This window comes from Bacillus sp. B1(2022), assembly GCF_040259625.1.
GTDB classification, from domain to species: Bacteria; Bacillota; Bacilli; order Bacillales; family Bacillaceae; genus Bacillus; species Bacillus velezensis.
The window spans coordinates 316,854-336,186 of record NZ_JANIFO010000001.1; the positions used below are offsets into that span (position 1 = coordinate 316,854).

The 19,333-nt window shown below is 45.6% G+C and carries 19 protein-coding genes and 1 pseudogene; 16 read left to right on the plus strand and 4 right to left on the minus strand.

The annotated features are described in order from the left end of the window. Nucleotides 1–42 precede the first annotated feature (42 nt). The 13 genes and pseudogenes from NQS30_RS01615 to NQS30_RS01675 all read left to right on the plus strand — a co-directional run. Entirely contained in the window at nt 43–720 is a 678-nt protein-coding gene (locus NQS30_RS01615; RefSeq protein ID WP_012118540.1) for a response regulator transcription factor, read from the plus strand. Next, the gene (locus tag NQS30_RS01620; RefSeq protein WP_007614006.1) at nt 717–1,778 is read left to right on the plus strand and encodes a sensor histidine kinase; all 1,062 of its coding nucleotides are present in this window, start codon (nt 717–719) and stop codon (nt 1,776–1,778) included. Before NQS30_RS01615 ends, NQS30_RS01620 begins: the two co-directional genes overlap by 4 nt. Before the next feature lie 115 nt (nt 1,779–1,893). Then, nucleotides 1,894–3,348: a tetratricopeptide repeat protein gene (locus NQS30_RS01625; RefSeq protein ID WP_218791390.1), complete on the plus strand. Its 1,455-nt coding sequence runs from the start codon at nt 1,894–1,896 to the stop codon at nt 3,346–3,348. Nucleotides 3,349–3,744: 396 nt separating this feature from the next. After that, nucleotides 3,745–5,151, plus strand: a complete 1,407-nt coding sequence (gene cwlO / locus NQS30_RS01630) for a peptidoglycan DL-endopeptidase CwlO (protein WP_015240666.1) — start codon at nt 3,745–3,747, stop codon at nt 5,149–5,151. Nucleotides 5,152–5,357: 206 nt separating this feature from the next. Then, nucleotides 5,358–6,308: a thioredoxin-disulfide reductase gene (gene trxB, locus NQS30_RS01635; RefSeq protein ID WP_007407423.1), complete on the plus strand. Its 951-nt coding sequence runs from the start codon at nt 5,358–5,360 to the stop codon at nt 6,306–6,308. Between the two features lie 273 nt (nt 6,309–6,581). Continuing rightward, nucleotides 6,582–7,049: an 8-oxo-dGTP diphosphatase gene (locus NQS30_RS01640; protein ID WP_003151491.1), complete on the plus strand. Its 468-nt coding sequence runs from the start codon at nt 6,582–6,584 to the stop codon at nt 7,047–7,049. A gap of 25 nt (nt 7,050–7,074) precedes the next feature. Beyond that, complete coding sequence (gene rapZ, locus NQS30_RS01645) at nt 7,075–7,962, plus strand: RNase adapter RapZ (RefSeq protein ID WP_012118535.1); 888 nt, start codon at nt 7,075–7,077, stop codon at nt 7,960–7,962. Continuing rightward, the gene (locus tag NQS30_RS01650) at nt 7,959–8,912 is read left to right on the plus strand and encodes a gluconeogenesis factor YvcK family protein (protein WP_007407422.1); all 954 of its coding nucleotides are present in this window, start codon (nt 7,959–7,961) and stop codon (nt 8,910–8,912) included. Before rapZ ends, NQS30_RS01650 begins: the two co-directional genes overlap by 4 nt. A 26-nt stretch (nt 8,913–8,938) precedes the next feature. Beyond that, the gene (gene whiA, locus NQS30_RS01655; protein WP_007407421.1) at nt 8,939–9,889 is read left to right on the plus strand and encodes a DNA-binding protein WhiA; all 951 of its coding nucleotides are present in this window, start codon (nt 8,939–8,941) and stop codon (nt 9,887–9,889) included. Between the two features lie 23 nt (nt 9,890–9,912). Further along, complete coding sequence (locus NQS30_RS01660; RefSeq protein ID WP_003151495.1) at nt 9,913–10,170, plus strand: HPr family phosphocarrier protein; 258 nt, start codon at nt 9,913–9,915, stop codon at nt 10,168–10,170. 24 nt (nt 10,171–10,194) lie between these two features. Continuing rightward, nucleotides 10,195–10,941: an arylamine N-acetyltransferase family protein gene (locus NQS30_RS01665; RefSeq protein WP_007407420.1), complete on the plus strand. Its 747-nt coding sequence runs from the start codon at nt 10,195–10,197 to the stop codon at nt 10,939–10,941. 265 nt (nt 10,942–11,206) lie between these two features. Further along, nucleotides 11,207–11,983 carry a DUF6973 domain-containing protein gene (locus NQS30_RS01670; protein WP_015240662.1) on the plus strand — a complete coding sequence of 259 codons (777 nt, stop codon included), beginning with the start codon at nt 11,207–11,209 and terminating at the stop codon, nt 11,981–11,983. A 206-nt stretch (nt 11,984–12,189) separates the two neighbouring features. After that, nucleotides 12,190–12,444, plus strand: a pseudogene (locus tag NQS30_RS01675) (arylamine N-acetyltransferase); the annotation flags it as partial. Between the two features lie 62 nt (nt 12,445–12,506). Here NQS30_RS01675 and NQS30_RS01680 read toward each other — a convergent pair. Both NQS30_RS01680 and NQS30_RS01685 read right to left on the minus strand, forming a co-directional pair. Next, nucleotides 12,507–12,896: a ribonuclease gene (locus NQS30_RS01680; protein WP_223204413.1), complete on the minus strand. Its 390-nt coding sequence runs from the start codon at nt 12,894–12,896 to the stop codon at nt 12,507–12,509. Between the two features lie 204 nt (nt 12,897–13,100). Continuing rightward, nucleotides 13,101–14,066, minus strand: coding sequence for a 2-hydroxyacid dehydrogenase (locus tag NQS30_RS01685; RefSeq protein WP_038464305.1), 966 nt, complete (start codon nt 14,064–14,066; stop codon nt 13,101–13,103). 400 nt (nt 14,067–14,466) lie between these two features. On the opposite strand from NQS30_RS01685, the gene NQS30_RS01690 reads away from it, so the two are divergent. Together NQS30_RS01690 and NQS30_RS01695 are read left to right on the plus strand one after the other, a co-directional pair. Beyond that, entirely contained in the window at nt 14,467–15,048 is a 582-nt protein-coding gene (locus NQS30_RS01690) for a beta-class carbonic anhydrase (RefSeq protein ID WP_003151503.1), read from the plus strand. Between the two features lie 2 nt (nt 15,049–15,050). Then, nucleotides 15,051–16,640, plus strand: a complete 1,590-nt coding sequence (locus NQS30_RS01695) for a SulP family inorganic anion transporter (protein WP_015240658.1) — start codon at nt 15,051–15,053, stop codon at nt 16,638–16,640. Between the two features lie 44 nt (nt 16,641–16,684). On the opposite strand, the gene NQS30_RS01700 is transcribed toward NQS30_RS01695, so the two are convergent. Next, entirely contained in the window at nt 16,685–17,005 is a 321-nt protein-coding gene (locus NQS30_RS01700; protein WP_003151506.1) for a MazG nucleotide pyrophosphohydrolase domain-containing protein, read from the minus strand. Between the two features lie 115 nt (nt 17,006–17,120). Between NQS30_RS01700 and NQS30_RS01705 the strand changes: the two genes are divergently transcribed. Further along, entirely contained in the window at nt 17,121–17,696 is a 576-nt protein-coding gene (locus NQS30_RS01705) for a TIGR00730 family Rossman fold protein (RefSeq protein WP_167340886.1), read from the plus strand. Nucleotides 17,697–17,938: 242 nt separating this feature from the next. Here NQS30_RS01705 and NQS30_RS01710 read toward each other — a convergent pair whose 3' ends face one another. Further along, entirely contained in the window at nt 17,939–19,315 is a 1,377-nt protein-coding gene (locus NQS30_RS01710; RefSeq protein ID WP_122504217.1) for an MFS transporter, read from the minus strand. Nucleotides 19,316–19,333: the final 18 nt, after the last annotated feature.

The window sequence follows — 19,333 nt, forward strand, 5'->3', positions numbered from 1 at the left end:
ATGTCGATTCATGAAAAGAAAAAAGCAGAAGGAGGGATTTTCATGGCTGTCATATTGGTTGCGGATGATGACCGCCATATCCGTGAGCTTGTCCGCCTTATGATGGAGCAGAGCGGTTTTGACGTCGCAGAAGCGGAAGACGGGGAAGCGGCGGTGCGGCTGATCGAATCAGCACCTATAGATCTCATCATACTGGATGTGATGATGCCGAAAATGGACGGGTTTGAAGTCAGTGAAGCCGTCCGCAGCTTTACGGACATTCCGATTTTGATGCTGACGGCAAAAGGCGAAACGCTGGACAAAGTTCAAGGTTTTACTTCCGGAGCGGATGATTATCTCGTCAAACCGTTTGAGCCGCTTGAGCTGGAAGCAAGGGTCAAAGCATTGCTGAAACGGTACCGGATCACCGCTGAAAAACTGCTGACCATCGGAACGGTCACATTAGATAAGCAATCCCGCACTGTAACGCGCGGCGGCGGAGCGGGATTGACATTGCCCCGGCGGGAATTTGAGCTTTTATTTAAGCTCGCCGGTTATCCGAATAAGACGTTTTCAAGAGAACAATTAATAGAAGATATTTGGGGCTTTGATTATGAAGGTGACGAGCGTACCGTTGATGTGCATATTAAAAGGCTGAGAGAACGGTTTCCGGAAAAAGACTATCCGTTTGCCATCCATACGGTGCGGGGGCTCGGGTATCGGTTTGTGGTGACAGGATGAAACGGATCTTCAGAACGGCTGGAAAAATCATCATCCTTCTCACCGTCACCGCATTCTTATGGCTGGCGGCTCACCTGATTGTTCAGGGATTCGGTCTCATATGGCCGATTTTGCTTGTGCCGTACGCCGAGCAGATTCTGACGCTTTGGCTTGTTTTCGGCCTGCTGTTCGTAACAATGTTTATTTTTTCAAAGTCAGCACGTGAAAGGCATCATGCGATCTGGGATTCGCTGACCGCCACGATCAAGCAAATGTCGAGCGGCAACTTCACAGCGGCCGCTTCCCGGAAAATGGAGAAGATTGAGCGGAACCATCCCGTGACGAAATTGGCTGATGAACTGTCGACACTCGCCGCGGAACTGAGTGAAATGGAAAAACTGAAACAAGAATTTATTTCGAACGTTTCCCATGAAATCCAAACCCCGCTCACTTCATTAAAGGGCTACGCGCATCTTCTGAAAAAACCGGATTTATCATATGAGGAGCGGGGGCGCTACTTACACATCATCGAAACAGAAACAGAACGATTATCAAAAATCAGTGAAAATCTGCTGAAGCTCACTGCGCTCGAACGCCAAACCGAACCGATACAAAAAAAACCGTTCCGCATTGACAAACAGCTGCGGCGCACCATATTGACCTGTGAGCCTGAATGGTCCGCCAAACAGATTGAGTTTCTCATTGATTTACAGGAGTCGTATGTGTACGGAGATGAAGCGCTGCTCAGCCAAGTATGGATGAATCTGATTCACAATGCCGTAAAATTTACCGGTGAAGGCGGCCGCATTTCCGTTAAAATTGCAGATCTGCCGGGAGCGGCGGCTGTCGAAATCGCCGACGACGGAATCGGAATGGAGCCTGAACAGGCGGAGCGTGTATTTGAACGGTTTTATAAAGCGGACAAGGCGAGAAACGAAGGAGGAAGCGGGCTCGGCCTGTCCATCGCCCAAAAAATCGCAGAGCTGCACGGCGGTTCGATAGAGGTTGAGAGCAAGCGGGGCGAAGGAACCCTTTTCCGCGTCATTCTTCCAGCCGAGCCTCGTGAAAAAAACAGCTAAAATCTGGTCGAACCAGCCAGTAAAAAACGAAGTCGATCCTGTCTTTTGAACTATTGAGGTGAAACCGTTTTATGGTATACTACTGACGGTAATACGTATAAAACGGAGGATATTTGTGGGAAAACACACTTCTGAACAGAAAAAGCAAGCGCAAATTGTCCAGCTGCTTCAGGATGGACAATATTTTTTTCATAAAGGCTTAAAAGCATATAAAGAGCGGAATTTAAAGCGGGCCAGCAAACTGATTCAGCGGGCCGTCCACCTCGAGCCGAATGATTCCGAAATGCTGTCCCGGCTGGCCGTCATTTATTCTGAAATGGGCCACTACCAGCAGTCAAATGAGCTGTTCGACTTTATTTTGGTGAACCTGAAAGAAGAAATGCCCGAGTGTCATTACTTTAAGGCGAATAATTTCGCGCATTTGGGGCTCTTTCAGGAAGCATACAAAGAAGCAGCGGCTTATTCAGATGCCGATCCGGACGGGGAATTCAGCGAAGAAATTGAAAATCTGATGGAGCTTTTGGATTTCGGCGAAGCGGGTGAAAACGAATCGCTCTATGACCAGGATGAGCTGCTGATCAGGCAGGATCGGGCAAAAGCGCTTCTTGAGAGCGGCCAGCTTCATGAAGCGGTTGTCATGCTTGAAGAGATTACGGCCGATTACCCCGAGCTTTGGTCTGCATACAACAACCTGGCGCTCGCTTACTTTTACTCAGGCAATGTCACAAAAGCGAAACAAACGGTATTCGAAGTGCTTGAGAAAAATGAAGGCAATCTCCATGCCCTGTGCAACCTCCTTGTATTCTGCTATTACGAGAGGGAAGATGAAAAAGTCGGAGAATTGAGCGGAAGACTCGCCAATGTGTATCCGATTTTATTCGAACAGCGCTATAAGCTGGGGGCGACGCTTGCGCTTGTCGGCAGACATGATCTCGGTTATAAATGGCTCCGTTCTCTTTACAAAAGCGGATTCGAAGGCGACGAAACGTTTTATTACTGGCTGGCCGCCTCAGCCTACGGGACAGGCCGCATAGAATTTGCGGAAACCATTTGGAAAAAGGCCGAAGCCGAATTTCCCGAATCAGACCGGCCCGCGCCTTGGGCGGAGCGGCAGGAACCGCTGCCTGCTTCACTTGAACAGCGGCTTGCCGCCTATTATATCAGCAGCGCTGAAGGAGAGCGGAACCAGCTTGAAAAAGTTCTGACGGCAAAACGCGCCGTTTCACCGTTTGAACAAGATTTCGTCAGACTGCTGCTTTCCGGTGAAAAAGGCGTTTCAGGCGTCTCCGGTGATGCGCTGTTCACGTATCGGACGGTCAAGCTTCTGGAGAAAGCGGAAGCCGACAGTTTAAAAACTGACGTCATGAGCTGCTGGGTTTTTCACGTCATTCAGCACATCCGCGCCGCCGCTGCCGTACAGAATGAGCGGGCATGGGCCGCAGCCATCGCATATGTATGGAAAGAAGCAAACGGCGAAAAAACGACGAAAAAAGAAACGGCCGCCGTTTACGGTATAACCCCGGCAACACTTTCGAAATACATCAGACAAATAGATGATATTTTAGAATAAAACCGATTCTTTCTATATAAAGAGTCGGTTCTTTTTTTATCAGAAAGGGGCAAAACAGAACTTTACCGCCGAAAAAAGAGGTATTCATACGTATTTTTTTGCTTTTCGAATCGAAATCAGGCCGTAATCACCGTTTATTTTGCAAAATATGAGATTTGCAATCACATTGAAATATAACTGTAATAAAAATTGTCGAAACATGATGGTATAATGAGTCTCGTACATAAGAGATTAGTTTATTTTACATGTGCTGTATAATCTATACCAATTTAAAAGATTTAAAGATTCATACATAAAAATCATCAGCCTCACGGGTATGTGAGGGAGCGTAACTTTGATGTTCATAATAGAATTCCAAATGAGAACAGGTTTAAAGTAAAAGGGAGGAAAGAAAAAGTGAAAAAGAGTTTATTAACACTTGGTTTGGCTTCCGTCATCGGGACAAGCAGTTTTTTGATCCCGTTTACAAAAACTGCATCGGCGGAAACATTAGACAGCAAAAAAGCAAAAATTGAAAGCAAGCAATCTGAGGTGGCTTCAAGCCTTGAAGCAAAGGAAAGAGAATTGTCTAAGCTTCAGGACAAGCAGGCTAAGATTGAAAAAGAACTGAAAGACATTAACGCTAAAGCGTTGGATACAAGCAATAAAATCGAAGATAAAAAAGCTGAAAACGAAAAAACGAAAAAGCAGATCGCTGATTTGAAAAAAGAAATCAAAGAAACAGAAGCGCGTATTGAAAAACGCAATGAAATCCTGAAAAAACGCGTTCGTTCTTTACAGGAAAACGGCGGTTCTCAAGGATACATAGATGTTCTTTTAGGGGCGACAAGCTTCGGAGACTTCATTTCCCGTGCGACTGCGGTATCTTCTATCGTTGATGCGGATAAAGACCTGATCAAACAGCAGGAGCAGGATAAAGCGAAACTCGAAGACGCAGAAGCTGAACTTAACGTGAAGCTGAAAAAAGTTCAAGATGATCTTGCGAAACTCGAGTCTATGCAAAAAGACCTGAACAAACAGCTTGATCAGAAAGACAAGCTTTTCGACGAAGCGAAAAACGGCCAGAAAAAAGCGGCTTCCGCTATCTCTGATCTGAAAAAAGAAGCATCAAAGCTTGCAAACGAAAAAGCTGACACTGAAAAAGAACAGAAGCGCATTAAAGCTGAGCAGGCTGCAGCGGCTGCCCTGATCAAAAAACAGGAAGAAGCGCAAAAAGCTTCTGAAGACCAAAACCAAAAAGATGACAGCCAGCCGGCATCGACGGTTAAAACTGTGAAAAAAGCGGCTGTTTCAACATCATCTGATTCATCTGACAGCTCAAGCAAGAGCACTTCAGGCGGATCATCTCATAACAGCGGCGGTTCAGATGATTCTGACGGCGGATCTGTTATTTCAAATTCTGGCGGTATTGAAGGCGCCATCAGCGTAGGATCAAGCCTTGTGGGTAAATCTCCGTACAAATTCGGCGGCGGACGCACTCAATCTGATATTGACAACCGTATTTTTGACTGCTCTTCATTCGTACGCTGGGCTTATGCTAACGCAGGCGTTAACCTCGGACCTGTCAGCGGAACAAGCACAGATACTTTAATTAACAGAGGGAAAGCTGTCAGTGCGTCTGATATGAAACGCGGAGACTTAGTGTTCTTCAACACGTATAAAACAAACGGCCACGTCGGCATCTACTTAGGCAACGGAACGTTCCTGAACGATAATACATCGCATGGTGTATCTATCGATTCTATGAGCAACCCTTATTGGAAAAAATATTTCAACGGTAATGTAAGACGTGTCGTTCAATAATGAATAAGACAAGGGCCTTCTATCCCGGAAGGCTCTTTCTTTATTTGTATACCCGCTCAGGAGCTGCCTAATCACGGTTTTTCAGAAAAATGAGCAAAAAAATAGCGAATTGCCTTCAGATTTAATAGGATATGGGTAAGGAATACGATTGATGGGGATTCTTAGTCATATAGGGTGCGCCCCATTTCGAAAAGGAGTGAATCATGGTGTCAGAAGAAAAAATTTATGATGTGATCATTATCGGCGCGGGTCCGGCGGGGATGACCGCTGCTGTTTACACATCACGAGCGAACTTATCCACATTAATGATCGAAAGAGGAATTCCGGGCGGCCAGATGGCCAACACGGAGGATGTTGAAAACTATCCGGGTTTTGAAAGCATTCTCGGCCCTGAACTTTCTAATAAAATGTTTGAACATGCGAAAAAATTCGGTGCGGAATATGCGTACGGCGATATTAAAGAAATCGTTGACGGTAAAGAATATAAAACGGTCAAAGCCGGTTCAAAAGAATATAAAGCGCGTGCCATCGTCATTTCTGCCGGAGCGGAATACAAAAAGATCGGTGTTCCCGGCGAAAAAGAACTGGGCGGCCGCGGCGTATCGTACTGCGCGGTTTGTGACGGCGCGTTCTTTAAAAATAAAGAGCTTGTCGTTGTCGGCGGCGGAGACTCCGCCGTTGAAGAAGGCGTCTATCTGACACGCTTCGCTTCAAAAGTCACCATCGTTCACAGACGTGACAAATTGCGTGCGCAAAGCATTCTTCAGGCGCGTGCCTTTGACAATGAGAAAATTGACTTCAAATGGAACAAAACCGTAAAAGAAATCCATGAGGAAAACGGAAAAGTCGGCAGACTTACTCTTGTGGATACCGTGACGGGAGAAGAGGAAGAATTCAAAGCTGACGGCGTCTTTATTTATATCGGTATGCTTCCGCTTTCTAAACCGTTCGAGAACTTGGGCATCACAAATGAAGAAGGCTACATTGAAACAAACGCTCAAATGGAAACAAAAGTTCCAGGCATTTTCGCCGCGGGAGACATCCGTGAAAAAACGCTCCGCCAGATCGTAACGGCGACAGGCGACGGAAGTATTGCGGCTCAAAGCGTTCAGCATTATGTGGAAGAGCTTGAGGAAACGCTCAAAACCGTTAAATAATCACTGTAATGTTCAGTTTTTGAATCGTTACTGTGTTTTAATTACGCTGTAACACGGGTGAAATACTGATGTTTTAAGATGAATGTAGTAATTGACCCCCTTTTTAATGAATACACTTTGGCACGGATTCCAGTATCCGTGCCCTTTTTTTGCGATTTTCTGTTTTCTGTCAAATAAAAGAAAAGGATGTCGGTGTCTCTGCATTGTGAGAGACATGCCGAAACGGTATAATGAAGAGACGATGATTTGTTGAGAAGGTTAGGTGACGTACTTGTGCAAAGAGTGACAAATTGTGTGCTGCAGACAGATGATCAGGTTCTCCTTCTCCAAAAGCCGAGACGGGGCTGGTGGGTCGCGCCCGGCGGGAAGATGGAAAGCGGCGAGTCCGTCAGAGATTCCGTCATCAGAGAGTACAGAGAAGAGACGGGCATTTATATACTAAATCCGCAGTTAAAAGGCGTGTTTACCTTTATTATTAAGGAACAGGAACAAATCGTGTCAGAGTGGATGATGTTTACTTTCGTCGCCGACTCCTACACGGGGCGGAATGTCGCTGAATCAGAGGAAGGCGTTCTGAAGTGGCATGACGTAAAAGATATCCACAGCCTTCCGATGGCCCCCGGAGACGGGCATATCCTTGATTTTATGATCAAGGGCCAAGGGCTTTTGCACGGCACCTTTACGTATACGCCGGACTTCGAGCTGCTCAGCTATCGTTTAGATCCGCAGCTTATCAAATAAAAGAAAGACCGCAGGGGGGAGAAAGATGAGTATGAATGAAAACCATGATATTCAGCTCGTCATCATTACGGGAATGTCTGGAGCGGGGAAAACCGTCGCCATTCAAAGCTTTGAGGATCTCGGTTATTTTTGCGTTGACAATCTGCCGCCTTCCTTGCTGCCGAAATTTTTGGAGCTGATGAAAGAATCAAGTTCAAAAATGAGCAAGGTCGCGCTTGTCATGGATCTGCGGGGACGTGAATTTTTTGACAGGCTGATTGAGGCGCTGGATGAAATGGCGGAAAATCCGTGGATTACACCGCGCATTCTCTTTTTAGACGCTAAGGATTCCATCCTTGTGACGAGATACAAAGAAACGAGGCGTTCTCACCCGCTGGCCGCTACCGGGCTTCCTCTTGAAGGAATCGCGCTGGAACGCCAGCTGCTTGAAGAATTGAAAGGGCGCTCTCAGCTGATCTATGACACATCGGATATGAAACCGCGTGATCTGCGTGAAAAAATCGTGGCGCATTTCGCCACGAACCAAGGTGAAACATTTACAGTGAACGTAATGTCATTCGGTTTCAAATACGGGCTTCCGATAGATGCCGACCTCGTGTTTGATGTAAGGTTTCTGCCGAATCCGTTCTACATTGAAAGCATGAGGCCGCTTACGGGGAAAGATGAGGAAGTGTCATCCTATGTGATGAAGTGGAACGAAACACAAAAGTTTATTGAAAAGCTTGTTGATCTGCTCGGCTTTATGCTTCCGTCTTATAAGCGGGAAGGTAAAAGCCAGCTTGTCATCGCGATCGGCTGTACGGGCGGCCAGCACCGCTCCGTCACGCTCGCTGAATATTTGGCTGACTATTTTAAAAAAGATTTCTATACTCATGTCACTCACCGGGACATTGAAAAGAGAAGCCGGAAATGAATAAGAAGCCGAAAATCGCAATCTTCGGCGGCGGAACGGGTCTGTCCGTGCTGCTTCGGGGGTTAAAGCATAAGCCCGTTGATATTACGGCGATTGTGACAGTTGCTGATGACGGCGGAAGTTCAGGCCGTCTGCGGGATGAACTTCAAATTCCGCCGCCGGGTGACATCCGTAACGTACTGGCTGCTTTGTCAGATGTTGAGCCGCTCGTTGAAAATCTGTTTCAGCACCGTTTCAACAAAGGAAGCGACTTAACCGGACATTCGCTCGGCAATTTGATTTTGGCAGCGATGACAAATATAACCGGTGATTTCTTTCACGCTGTCACCGAAATGAGCAAGGTGCTGAATGTCCGCGGCAGAGTGCTGCCGGCTGCCAACACCAGTGTCGTTCTTCACGCTGAAATGGAGGACGGGCAGGTCGTCTCCGGAGAATCGACAATCCCTTCTTACGGCCAGCGGATTAAACGGGTGTTTCTTACGCCTGAAAAAATTGATCCGCTCCCGGAAACGATTGACGTCATCCGTCAGGCCGATTTAATCATTATCGGTCCGGGAAGCCTGTACACAAGCATTCTTCCGAATCTGCTCGTTCCGAAAATCGGAGAGGAAGTCGTCAAGGCTGCGGCCAAAAAAGTATATATATGCAACGTCATGACACAGCCCGGGGAGACGCTGCAATACAGTGCGGCCGACCATGTCAAGGCGCTGAACGATCATATGGAGCAGCCGTTTATCGACACGATCTTAATCAACAATGAGGAGATCCCTGACGAAATCAAAAGCAAATATGCGAAAGAGCTGGCCCGGCCCGTCGACTTCAATGTTGAAAAGCTGAAATCCATGGGGCTTGAGGTCATCAGGGATCAGATTATCACGTATAAAAATGGCGTAATCCGTCACGATACACATAAAGTGGCTTCTCTTCTTGTCGATTTATTAAGGGACTAGAGGCCTTTTGAAATGAGGTGGCTAATATGTCATTTGCATCGGAAACAAAAAAAGAACTGACGAATCTGGAAGTGAAGGACTGCTGCGCCAAGGCGGAGCTGTCCGCGCTGATTCGGATGAACGGTTCACTGTCATTTTCAAACCGCCATCTCGTGCTTGACGTTCAAACCGAAAATGCGGCGATTGCCCGCCGTATTTATACATTGCTGAAGAAACAATATGATGTATCGGTCGAACTGTTAGTCAGAAAAAAAATGCGGCTGAAAAAAAACAATGTTTATATTGTGCGCTTTTCTGAAAATGCAAAGCTGATTTTAGAGGAATTGAAAATCCTCGGAGAGAACTTTGTATTTGAACGGAATATTTCTGAGGAACTGGTGGCGAAACGCTGCTGCAAACGTTCTTATATGAGAGGGGCGTTTTTGGCGGGGGGATCTGTGAATAATCCCGAAACATCGTCGTACCACTTGGAAATCTTCTCGCTTTATAAGGAACATAACGATTCATTATGCGCGCTGCTGAATGAATTTCATCTGAACAGCAAAACGCTTGAACGGAAAAAAGGCTATATTACGTATTTAAAAGAGGCGGAAAAAATTACTGAATTTCTGAATGTCATCGGCGCTCACAATTCACTGCTGCGTTTTGAAGATGTGCGGATTGTCAGAGACATGAGAAACTCAGTGAACCGCCTCGTCAATTGTGAAACAGCAAACTTAAACAAAACCATCGGTGCTTCTCTCAGACAGGTGGAAAATATTAAATACATTGATGAACGGATCGGTCTTGAAGCGCTGCCGGAAAAGCTTCGCGAAATTGCGCAGCTGCGGATTGATTATCAGGAGGTCACGCTGAAAGAACTGGGGGAAATGGTTGCAAGCGGGAAAATCAGCAAATCCGGCATCAATCACAGGCTGAGAAAGCTCGATGAAATCGCAGAACAGCTGCGTACAGGACAAAGCATCACTTTGAAATAACCGTACAGAAAAGGGGAGATCTTATGGTTCAGGGGAAAGTGGAAGTGCGTTTAAAGACGGGATTGCAGGCGCGTCCCGCTGCATTGTTTGTACAGGAGGCAAATCGTTTTGCATCAGATGTGTTTCTTGAGAAAAACGGCAAGAAAGTGAATGCCAAAAGCATTATGGGATTAATGAGTCTGGCGGTCAGCACGGGGACGGAAGTCACTCTGATCGCTGAAGGCGACGATGAAAAGGAAGCGCTGGAAAAGTTGTCCGCTTATGTGCAGGAAGAAGTGTAAACACTTTGTAAGGGGGACGGAACGATGAATGAGTTTCTGAAAGATTGTTATCAAACGATAGGCTGGGAAAAGGATTCCCTCGATTTCAGCAACCTGCCGGAGTTTTTAAAGGCGCTCGCATATCGGTTTCCGTTTGAAAATCGCGCGGTTTTGTCCAAAAAAGAATATGACGTCACGAAAGAAGGACTGTGGCGGCACATGGTGAAGGAACCTCATGGCGGCCTTTGTTATGACTTGAACGGACTGCTTTATTTCATCCTGAAAGATGCCGGATTTGATGTCAAATTGATCCGCGGAACGGTCTGGAAAAACGGCTGGGCGCTGCCCGGCACACATGCGGCCGTACTTCTTTCCGCCGGGGGGAATGAGTACATCGCTGATGCAGGCTTCGGCCTCAATCTCGCCATGCAGCCTGTGCCGATGTCGGGAGACGAGACGGTATCAGCGGCCGGAGCGTTCCGCGTGAGGATAGAAGAGACGGAATTCGGAACATACCTGCTTGAAATGAACAAAGGGGACGGCTGGCAGACAGGTTACGCATTTTCGCTTGAAGAAATCGATGAAAAGGACCTCAAGTCTATGAAACAAACAATCTTTGAACATGAACGCTCTCCTTTCAACAAACGCCTGCTTGCTTCTAAGCGGACACCGGAAGGGCACATGGTTCTGTCTGAACGCAATATAACAATAAAAAAACACGATGGCACGGCGGAAAACAGCAGAATAGACCGGTCAGAGTTTGAAGAAAAATTTACTGCTCATTTTATATGAAGCTTGCAGGTTCTCTGCAAGCTTTTTTGAGAAAAAATTTGTGAGCAGATTATCAGAGGTTGTCTTTTTTAAATTATTTACGATACTTAATAACATATCTATAAATGTGGATATTTTATCTTATACTTTTGATAGAAAGATTGAAAGTGTTATGAATTCTCAGAATTAAATATTACATAATAAACCATTAGTTACAATAATAGTTGATAACAATCTATCTATATGATAAAATTTTGATGTTAATACATTATCTGGAGGCATAACTATGAAAAAATGTGTATTGCTGTTATCGAGTGTGGCTATCTCTGCAGTAACTTTCTACTCTTCCCCGGCTTTAGCCCATGAAAATCCAAAAGAAAAAGTTGAGCATTCAGTTGATCAAACAAAAAGAGATAAAGTTTATTTAACTGAACAAGAAGTTAGAAATACAGATATTAATATGTTAAGTAAGATACATAATAAGTTGAATAAAGAAATTTCTAACAAAGATTATACAGAGGAAGAACTCAATCAGATTGCAGCTAAAGAAATCCAACAAGCAATCCGAAGTAAATCTACTTCTTTTTCAGCATTGGATTATTATATCCCTGTTCCTGGCTTTGGGCAATTGAATAAGGATGAAATTCGCTTGGCAGAGAGAAACCCACTTGAGTTCACTAAGTATGCAAATGCAGCAAAAGAAGCTTATAACGAAACGAATAAATATTATTCTGGTAAGCAGCAACTTTATCAAGGTAATGGTGATGCATTTCGACATAGCTATTGGAATGCACGCTTAGTACAATCCTTTGGTGGAGGACCGAATCATGGATATGACAGGGCAAAAGTATGGGCTACAGCACATGAATCAAAGTCTTCAGGTATAGATAAACAAATGGACCTTATGAACAATGAAACCGGGAGGTTCCTTGCGGTCGATAAATATTATTCATATAGTAGTGTTCAGTATAGCAGCACTTTAAGGAAAATGGTTAAGCAAGGCAGTCTGGTTAGAATTGTGAATAATAAGTTGGTAGCTACAAATGGTACTACAGGAAAATAGATTAGTTTATAAACAATTTAGTCACAGAATGTATATATGGAAGAGAATTATTGTCTAACTACCAGTACTAAATAGCGTTCATCCACTGCTATGATGGTAAGAAATGTGTTCTGTTGTATTAGATTAAGAAGAGTAAGGATGTATCTAATATTAAACCACTGTTGTTTTATTCTACTCTAGTCAGGAAATAATTCAATTTAGTGTAAGACGGCTGGCAGACAGGTTACGCATTTTCGCTTGAAGAAATCGATGAAAAGGATCTCAAGTCTATGAAACAAACAATCTTTGAACATGAACGCTCTCCTTTCAACAAACGCCTGCTTGCTTCTAAGCGGACACCGGAAGGGCACATGGTTCTGTCTGAACGCAATATAACAATAAAAAAACACGATGGCACGGCGGAAAACAGCAGAATAGACCGGTCAGAGTTTGAAGAAAAATTTACTGCTCATTTTATATGAAGCTCGCAGGTTCTCTGCAAAAAAAAAACGGCCTCCGCAGGGAAGCCGTTTTTTGTATGTGTTTATCTCATTTTTGTAAAGGTTTTATAATGATCTGTCGTCTTATAAATCAGCCAGTCGCTTGAGTAAAGAATCCGGTCTGAATTTCTGAAGCCTGATGTATAGTTAATATCCGCTTCACGCCACGTCCGTCCGCTTTTGGCAGGGAGTTTGCCTTCCCTGTTTGAGAAGATGTCTCCGCCGATGCTTTTCCCCGGAGCGACGTCTGCAAGATTCCCCTTTGATGCAACCCAGCCGAGGGCCTGCGCTTCTGACTTTGTAATGTAATTATCAGGAAGCTTATGATAGGTCTGAAGATAATCCGCAACCCCGTCAAACGTGTTGATAACCTGTGCTTCAGTGTGCGCCTTGTGAGAAGATGTATCCGTCTTGGCAGCCGTGGAAAACAGCATCCCCGCCGCGGAGAACAGCACCAGCAAACAAACGGAAATCCACGATAATCGTTTTTTCAAAGCAATACCTCCCATTTTTATCATGTGAAGCTGATCCCTTTTCATTGTATCAGCATCGAGAGAAAGGAATAGAAAGAATTTAAAAAAAGTTCTTTTGATCTAGCAAAAAATAAACCCCGGCTGAAACGGCCGGGATTTTTCATCTCATTGAAATTCCTTCGTGAGGTTTTTCGGCGTTTTTCCGTATACGGCGTCAATCATGTTTTGTGCGGCTTGCTTGAACATATTCAAACGGATTTTTGCCGTTGCTGACCCGATATGCGGAAGCAATGTGACGTTTTCCAGCTGCAGGAGCGGATTGTCTTCGGCGATCGGCTCTTTTTCAAACACATCTAAACCGGCGCCTTTTATCCAGCCCTCCTGCAATGCGCGGATGAGCGCTTTCTCATCAACCGTCTTTCCCCGGGAAATATTGACGAAACATGCCGTATCTTTCATCAATTTAAATTCCCGCTCTCCCATCATATGATACGTTTCGTCAGTAAGCGGCGTAATTAACAGCACAAAGTCTGATGTTTTCAGCAGTGTATCTAAGTCGGCATATGTAACCCCGAGTTCCTTTTCAGCATCCGGTTTTCTGCTGCGATTATAATACAGCACGTCCATATCGAAGCCGAATTTTGCCCGTTTGGCAGCTTGTTCACCGATTCTGCCCATGCCGATAATTCCTAATGTCTGATGGTGGACATCCATACCGAAAAGAGATTCTTCCTCAACGGTTCCCCATTTGCCGGCGCGGACGAATCGATCCAATTCGGCAACCCGTCTGGCGGAAGACAGGATTAATGAAAAAGCCAGATCAGCGACAGTGTCATCTAAGGTGTAAGGCGTATGCGTGCCGACAACCCCGCGTCTTTTCATTTCTTCAATATTAAAATTATCATAGCCGACAGAATTATTGCTGACGACCTTCAGCTTCGGCGCGTGATCCAGTAAATCACTGTCAATCGCCGTTCCGGATGTCAGCAGCCCTTCAGCATCTTTCATTTTTTCGTACAGTTCTTCTTTTGGAATGGTATCTTCTTTCCAGATGTCATAGCGGCAATGCTCGCCTATCATTTGCTCGACTTCCGGCGGTATCGATTTCGCGATGAATACATAGGGTTTCAACGGGCTTCTCCTCCTTTGTCTTTCTTCTCTATTTTATTATATAAGAGAAGCGGTAACGTGAGAAATATTCAAACGCATCACGATAAATTTCTGGTTCTTTTGAACTTAAAATGAAAGAAAAAGAAATGTACATGCTTGATTTCTCCAAACAATAACAGAATCCGCCTATATTTCTGAAGGCAAAATGAGCGGAACCGCTGTTTTCAAAAGCTTTATAGGTTGGTGTAAAGATAAATTTTATTATTTTTGAAAGATATAAATGAACATAATCTGAATTTACAGTCAAATTATCGTGTCTTTTTTTGAAAGCGCTTTTGAGGCCTTTTTCTGTGCTATAATTCCTTACTGTAAGCTGGGTAAGAAGGCTTGCAATACAATCGGATGGGAGATGAATAGAAAAATGGTTTCTTTATCAAGCATTTTGGAGCACAACCAGCAGTTTGTCCAAGAAAGGAAATATGAACCTTACCAAACGACAAAATTCCCGAAAAAAAAGCTTGTCATCGTATCCTGTATGGATACAAGGCTGACGGAGCTTCTGCCGCAGGCGATGGGACTCAGAAACGGCGATGCCAAAATCATAAAAAACGCGGGAGCCATTGTTTCTCACCCATTTGGAAGTGTCATGCGGAGCATTTTGGTTGCCGTTTATGAACTGCAGGCAGAGGAAGTCTGCATCATAGGTCACCGCGAGTGCGGAATGTCGGGATTAAATGCGGCTTCCATATTAAATAAAGCAAAAGAGCGCGGCGTTGAGGACAAATGTCTCAGCCTTCTGCAGCATGCGGGAGTCGATTTGGAAACATGGCTGACCGGTTTTCACAGCGTCGAAGAAAGCGTGGCCCACAGCGTGAATATGGTCAGGCATCATCCGCTCTTGCCTGAAGAGGTGCCGGTGCACGGGCTGGTGATTGATCCGGGGACGGGGACGCTGGATGTTGTCGTTGACGGTTATGAAACAGTCAAAGGAGGATGCAGCTGACGATGCAATTTACCGGCAGATATCAGGGATACAATTTGCAGAAATTTCAGAAAGACCTAGTCGCGGGAATTGTGGTCGGAATTGTAGCGATTCCACTGGGAATGGCCTTTGCCATCGCCTCGGGGGTCGGTCCGGAATACGGGCTTTACACCGTTATTGTGGCCGGAATTCTGATTTCGCTGTTGGGCGGCTCTAAATATCAGATCGGCGGGCCTACGGGGGCGTTTGTTCCCATTTTGTTTGCCATTGTGATGCAGTATGGTTTTGAGAATTTACTCGTAGCCGGTTTTATGGCAGGCGTCATGCTCGTCCTGTTTGGCGTATTTAAGCTCGGAAAGATTATGAAATTCGTGCCGAAGCCGGTGATCGTCGGATTTACGGCCGGAATCGCGGTGCTGATTTTCTCGGAGCAGATTGCCCATTTTCTCGGTCTGCGCGATATCCAAAAGCATGAAAGCTTTATCCTCAACATTGCGGAAATAGGCAAGAAGATCGGAACCCTTAATTTATACAGCATCCTCATCGCGGGAATTGCTTTGGCCATTTTGCTGTTATCAGCCAGGCTGATGCCGAAGATTCCGGGCGCGCTTGTGGCGCTGCTTGTCTCTACAGCCGCGGCGGTCGTGTTTTTTCCTGACAAAATGGCGACAATCGGTTCTGCTTACGGGGAAATTCCGCGGCAGCTTCCGGCTTTCCAGCTTCCTGATTTCTCAATCGATAACATGATCATGATGTTTCCGTCGGCTCTGATCATTGCGCTTCTCGGCGGACTTGAGTCCATATTATCGGCGATGGTCGCGGACAATATGAAAGGATCACGGCATGACAGCAATAGGGAGCTTGTCGGGCAGGGCATCGCCAATATGGCAGCGCCGCTTTTCGGCGGTATACCGGCAACGGGAGCGATTGCGCGGACCGCAACAAATATTAAAAACGGCGCAGTTTCTCCGATTTCCGGTGTTGTCCACGGAGTCACCGTCCTCCTCGTCCTGCTCGTCTTCGCCCCGCTTGCCGTTCACGTACCGCTGGCAAGCATGGCGCCGGTATTGATGGTTGTGGCTTGGAACATGAGTGAGCGGAGGGAAGTCGCCAATATGATGCGGCTGAAAAACACTGATTCATTCGTACTGGCGGCAACCTTTTTGCTGACGGTTCTGTTTGATTTAATCATCGGCGTTTCTGCCGGTCTCGTGCTCGCTTTTGTTTTCTTTATCAGAAAAATGAGCGAATCAACACGTATCAAAACACCGCATGCCGCTGTCAAATCGGTTAAAAATGATTCGTCCGTCAGCACATATTCCATTGAAGGGCCGCTGTTTTTCGGTTCAATTGATTCACTGGAAACATCGCTGCTGGAGAGGCTTCAGGAAAAGCCGAAGACGCTTATTCTGCTGATGAATAATGTACATTACATGGATACCTCCGCAGAAGCGGTGCTGGGGAATGTGATGAACCGGATCAAACGGCATAACGGGAGATTGATGATCGTCGGATTGCAATCACAGCCGAGAGAGCTGATCCGGAAGACGGGGCTGTTTCATAAAATCGGGAAACAGCATTTCTTTGAGCATCAGGACGAGATAACGGGATAAATTCAGATACGGCCTGTCCATGAAAAAGCGGACAGGCCGTGTTTTTATTCGGTTTCAAAGCGCTTGATCAGTTTTTCCTGATGGGCTTTCATCGCATCTTCTAACGTGATTCCGTACTTATCAGCAAGGATGGCCAGATTTCCGAGGACGTCACCCATTTCTTCAATCAGCTCCTGCCTGCGTTCAGCCTGGGTCGCGTCTTTTTCATCCGGCCGGTCTCTGCCGATTTCATATGCTCTTACCGCCCGGGCGAGCTCACCCGCCTCTTCCATTAAAAAACCGATTCTGATAAATGGCCCGTACGCCGTCCATCCTCGTTTTTCATAAAAATCTTTCGTCCATTGTTCTGCTTCAGCCATCTGCATGTGAAACACTCCTTATGTCCTGTATGATTCTTATTGATATTATCATATAGAGATGGGACAATATATAGTGTATTTTGATTTATTGATGTACATATATAGATATGGAGATGAAAAAATGAAAACCATTTGTGTATTTGCGGGGTCAAACCCGGGGGTAAATGAAGAGTACAAACGCAAAGCGGCCGAACTGGGTGAATATATGGCGGAGCAGGGAATCGGCCTTGTTTACGGCGGTTCACGGGTCGGTCTGATGGGAACCGTCGCCGACGCGTTAATGGCAGGCGGCGGAAAAGCTGTCGGCGTCATGCCGAGCGGACTGTTCAGCGGAGAGGTTGTTCATCAGAATCTGACGGAGCTGATTGAAGTCAGCGGCATGCATGAGCGGAAAGCGAAAATGAGTGAACTTGCCGATGGGTACATTGCCATGCCCGGCGGCTTCGGAACATATGAAGAGTTATTTGAAGTGCTATGCTGGGCGCAAATCGGCATTCATCAAAAACCGATCGGACTGTACAATGTGAACGGGTATTTTGAGCCGATGATGAAAATGGTCAAGTACAGCATTCAGGAAGGATTTTCGAATGAGTCTCATTTGAAGCTGATACACAGTTCCTCCCGGGCGGATGAGCTGATTGAGCAGATGAATCGGTATACATACCCGATTTTAGATAAGAAATGGCGGGAATTGTAAGGAAGAGGTCTGAAATATGTTTCGGCGGTTGCATCTAACCATTCTGATGGAAAATTCTCCGCCTATAGAATACCTTTTCTTTCTGGAAATCGTTTTCTCTTTCTCATGCGTATCACACCTTTCTTTATGATAAGACATATGTATGAGAATAAGATGAGAAAGAGAATGCTGTTGGGGTTGAAAGAAGAACATCCATTTCCTCAGAGGAGATGGATGTTTTGCGGTTTGCAGACTGTATGCGTTTACAACTTTTGTTGCACGAATGTTTCCTCCGATATGAAATCATCCTGCTGCATCTTTTGTTTTTTTGAACTGATTCCAAATATACCGACTGTCAGTGCACAAAGAAACCAGCAGCCTGTAAAAAACAAGAAAACACTTAAAAATCCGTAGCCTGAATACAGGAAACTGACGACAAAGGGACCGGCTACATTCGCAAGACGTCCTACGCCGTAAGTGAGGCCATTTCCAGATGCCCTGGCTTCAACCGGATATAATTCCGGCGTATAGGCATATGCGATCGAACTGAAAGTACGCTCAAACATATGCATGAGAAATCCGCATATGACAATGACCATCGGCAAAGGATTGATGCCGTAAAAGAATCCAAGCGCCATAATAATTAACGATAAAACAGAAATGGCCCACTTTCGATCCACACGGTCAGAGATTTGCGACGCAATGAGAGCGCCCAGCGGGGCACCGATCGTTCCCAGAGTGACGTATACGATAGACTCATCCATTGATACGCCTTCTTTTACCAAAAGGGTGGGAACCCACGTGCCAAAGCCTTGAATTGCAATCGTGGAAGCAGCCCACATCGTCATTAAAACAAAAGTTCTTCCTGCCAAAGGCTTTTGAAATAACGTCCGATATGGAACGGATTTTACAGCGGTTTGTCTGCTTCGCAGAGCCGGAGCTGGTTCAGGCAGTTCACCCTTTTCTTTTTCTGCTTTTGCCTCCAGTTCAAGCAGAATGCGGTGTGCTTGTTCGCTTTTTCCTTTCGTGTCCAGCCATTTCGGTGATTCTTCCAGTTTTCTGGCGATCAGCGGAAAAAAAATACCGACCGCGCCGAATAGAAAGATAAACCGCCAGCCGTAAGAGGCGGACGGCACGACCAATTTAGCCACCCAGCCGGCTGCAGGAATTCCGCATATGCCGATTGTAATACAGATTGCCTGGTATTTACCCTTAGTTGCGGATGGGAAAAATTCGCTGATATACGTACTTGCCACAATCGTTGTGGCGCCGATACCTAAACTCGTAAGAAATCTAAAAACACCGAGTATTTCTGGGCTCCAAGCCAGAGAAGAGAGGAGGGAGAAGAAAGAGAAAAAGGTGACAACCAGAATTAAACCTTTTTTCCTTCCGAAACGGTCTGAAAACCATCCTCCGGCAGAGGCGCCGATAAACATTCCGAAATAGGAGACAGACGTAATAAAAGCGATGGTATGAGTAGAAATGTTCCATTCCTTTAAAAGTGAAGGCGCCGCATATGAAAACGTATTTAAATCGATAAAATCAAAAAAGTAAGCGAATGAAAGGATAACGAGCACTGCTTGATGGGCCCTTGAAAAAGGCAGTCTGTTTAATCGATTAGACGCATTTACATTGATCATCTCGTATTCCTCCGTTTA

What these genes read in the sequence shown, in the direction of transcription:
- NQS30_RS01615 (WP_012118540.1), top strand. Translation starts at nt 43, where the DNA reads ATGGCTGTCATATTGGTTGCGGATGATGACCGCCATATCCGTGAGCTT.
- NQS30_RS01620 (WP_007614006.1), top strand. Translation starts at nt 717, where the DNA reads ATGAAACGGATCTTCAGAACGGCTGGAAAAATCATCATCCTTCTCACC.
- rapZ (WP_012118535.1), top strand. Translation starts at nt 7,075, where the DNA reads ATGAGTATGAATGAAAACCATGATATTCAGCTCGTCATCATTACGGGA.
- NQS30_RS01650 (WP_007407422.1), top strand. Translation starts at nt 7,959, where the DNA reads ATGAATAAGAAGCCGAAAATCGCAATCTTCGGCGGCGGAACGGGTCTG.
- whiA (WP_007407421.1), top strand. Translation starts at nt 8,939, where the DNA reads ATGTCATTTGCATCGGAAACAAAAAAAGAACTGACGAATCTGGAAGTG.
- NQS30_RS01660 (WP_003151495.1), top strand. Translation starts at nt 9,913, where the DNA reads ATGGTTCAGGGGAAAGTGGAAGTGCGTTTAAAGACGGGATTGCAGGCG.
- NQS30_RS01665 (WP_007407420.1), top strand. Translation starts at nt 10,195, where the DNA reads ATGAATGAGTTTCTGAAAGATTGTTATCAAACGATAGGCTGGGAAAAG.
- NQS30_RS01670 (WP_015240662.1), top strand. Translation starts at nt 11,207, where the DNA reads ATGAAAAAATGTGTATTGCTGTTATCGAGTGTGGCTATCTCTGCAGTA.
- NQS30_RS01680 (WP_223204413.1), bottom strand. Translation starts at nt 12,896, where the DNA reads ATGCTGTTTTCCACGGCTGCCAAGACGGATACATCTTCTCACAAGGCG.
- NQS30_RS01690 (WP_003151503.1), top strand. Translation starts at nt 14,467, where the DNA reads ATGGTTTCTTTATCAAGCATTTTGGAGCACAACCAGCAGTTTGTCCAA.
- NQS30_RS01695 (WP_015240658.1), top strand. Translation starts at nt 15,051, where the DNA reads ATGCAATTTACCGGCAGATATCAGGGATACAATTTGCAGAAATTTCAG.
- NQS30_RS01700 (WP_003151506.1), bottom strand. Translation starts at nt 17,005, where the DNA reads ATGCAGATGGCTGAAGCAGAACAATGGACGAAAGATTTTTATGAAAAA.
- NQS30_RS01705 (WP_167340886.1), top strand. Translation starts at nt 17,121, where the DNA reads ATGAAAACCATTTGTGTATTTGCGGGGTCAAACCCGGGGGTAAATGAA.
- NQS30_RS01710 (WP_122504217.1), bottom strand. Translation starts at nt 19,315, where the DNA reads ATGATCAATGTAAATGCGTCTAATCGATTAAACAGACTGCCTTTTTCA.